Annotated in this window: 4 protein-coding genes; 1 reads left to right on the top strand and 3 read right to left on the bottom strand. The window is 70.5% G+C overall.

Features of this window, described 5'->3' with window-relative positions:
* Together ACY45C_RS02130 and ACY45C_RS02125 are read right to left on the bottom strand one after the other, a co-directional pair.
* On the bottom strand, nt 1–202 hold a 202-nt coding region (locus ACY45C_RS02130), incomplete at its 3' end, for a CDP-alcohol phosphatidyltransferase family protein (RefSeq protein ID WP_462185987.1).
* Nucleotides 199–447, bottom strand: coding sequence for a hypothetical protein (locus ACY45C_RS02125; protein WP_462185986.1), 249 nt, complete (start codon nt 445–447; stop codon nt 199–201). The genes ACY45C_RS02125 and ACY45C_RS02130, both read right to left, overlap by 4 nt.
* A gap of 301 nt (nt 448–748) precedes the next feature.
* Between ACY45C_RS02125 and ACY45C_RS02120 the strand changes: the two genes are divergently transcribed.
* Complete coding sequence (locus ACY45C_RS02120; protein ID WP_462185985.1) at nt 749–997, top strand: hypothetical protein; 249 nt, start codon at nt 749–751, stop codon at nt 995–997.
* A 120-nt stretch (nt 998–1,117) separates the two neighbouring features.
* Here ACY45C_RS02120 and metF read toward each other — a convergent pair.
* A partial coding sequence (gene metF / locus ACY45C_RS02115) for a methylenetetrahydrofolate reductase [NAD(P)H] (protein ID WP_462185984.1) occupies nt 1,118–1,877 on the bottom strand: 760 nt, incomplete at its 5' end.

Here is a 1,877-nt window from a genome sequence, read left to right as displayed (position 1 = left end):
TGTACTCCAGCAGTCCCAGCATGCTGCCTGCCGCGATCACAAGGCCGCCGGGTGCGCCGAGACACCACAGGGCCAGCAGGTAGGCCAGGTCACCGCAGCGGTCCACGACAGAGTCCAGGACATATCCCCAGGCGCTCGTGCGCCGGGTGAGGATCGCCACCGCTCCGTCGAGGTTGTCGGCCAGGCCACTGAGCACGATCACCAGAGCCCCCAGCAGCGGCCACCGGCCACCAGCCACGGCCGGGGGAATCGCGAGGGCGGTGAGCACGGCCCCCCGGCGGTCACCGCCGACGGGCGCACCCCGCGGGCGGCGAGCGGCCTGACCACCCAGTAGACCACCGTCAACCAGGCACGAACGAGCCATAGCCCGCGCGCCAGGTCGTAGCCGCCGTGCAAGGTCGACCATTGGGCAAGGTAGGTGTCCCGACCGGGTACCGGGGTGCTCACGTCATCCATCGTGCCTGTCGGCCATCGTGCCCGTCGGCCATCCCGTTCCACCCGGTACGGCCAGCGCCGCGTCCGGTACGCCAGGATCCGTCCGGTACGCCGTCTCGCGCTGGGACATGCTGGGACATAGAGTCTCGTCATCCCCTACCGCGAGCCGTACCGGCACCCTGCGTCCGGCCGGCGACCGAAACCGAAGGCGCCGATCGGTCACCGGACCGGCCCGAGGTCGGGAGACGCGGTGTCGGAGGAACAGCGGTGTCACGAGAGAACAGCGGTGCCACCCAGACGTGGCGGGAGTGACGTGTCCGAACAGGTAGGCGGCGTGGTGGAGACCCTTGAGGACCTCGACCCGCGGGCGGTCTTCTCCGCCCATCGCGACCAGGTGATCCTTGCGGTACGGATCACCCCGGTCTTCAACACCCTTGATCTCAGCCTGGTGACGGCGGTGGTGGACGCCGCCAACCAGGCCGGGTTCGCGCTGGTCCGGGAGCATTCGCTCCGCGACGAATGGCTGCTGTGCGTCTTCGACGCCTACGACGAGCACGACTGAGTGCCGGCCCGGCGGCATAAGCGTGGGTGGGCCGGGCGAGCGGCCCACCCACCATGCGCCACCGGGCCACTCCGCGGACCGGCCACTCCGCGGACCGGCCACCCGGCGGACCGCGGCCGGTTACCGGACCGCCTGGTAGATCTCCCGAGTGGCGCTGGAGCGGTTGAGGGTGATGAAATGCAGGCCCGGGGCACCGCCGTCCAGCAGGCGACGGGACAACTCGGTCGCCACCTCGACCCCGATCGCCCGCACGGCCGCCGGGTCGTCGGCGACGGCCTGCAACCGGGAGGCCAGCGCCGGCGGGAAGGCCGCACCGGACAGCTGCGCCATCCGGACGATCTGCGCGACGTTCGTCACCGGCATGATTCCAGGAATGATCGGCTTGTCGCAGCCCAGCCGGCGGACCCGGTCGACGAGACGGAAATAGTCGTCAGCGCCGAAGAAGAACTGGGTGATGGCGTAGTCCGCGCCGGCGTCGAATTTGCCCACCAGGTAGCGCGCGTCGCTGTCGAAGTCGACCGATCGTGGATGCTTGTCGGGGAAGGCGGCTACGCCGACGCAGAAGTCGCCGACCGACCTCACCAGGCGTACGAGTTCGTCCGCGTACTGCAGGCCCGCGGGATGGGCGGTCCAGGTGCCCTGCGGATCCCCTGGCGGGTCGCCGCGCAGGGCCAGGACGTTGCGCACCCCGACGCCGGCGTAGTTGCCGATGACCCGGCGCAGCTCGGCGACGGAGTGGTTGACCGCAGTGAGATGGGCGATCGGCGTGAGGGTGGTCTCGGTGGCGATCCGCTCGGTCACCCGGATCGTGCCGTCGCGCGTCGACCCGCCCGCCCCGTACGTCACCGAGACGAACGAGGGATGCAGCGCCTCGATCTGG

The organism is Frankia sp. CcWB2, assembly GCF_977927585.1.
Note: the sequence above shows the minus strand (reverse complement) of the source record. Positions and strands in the feature narration are given on the sequence as shown.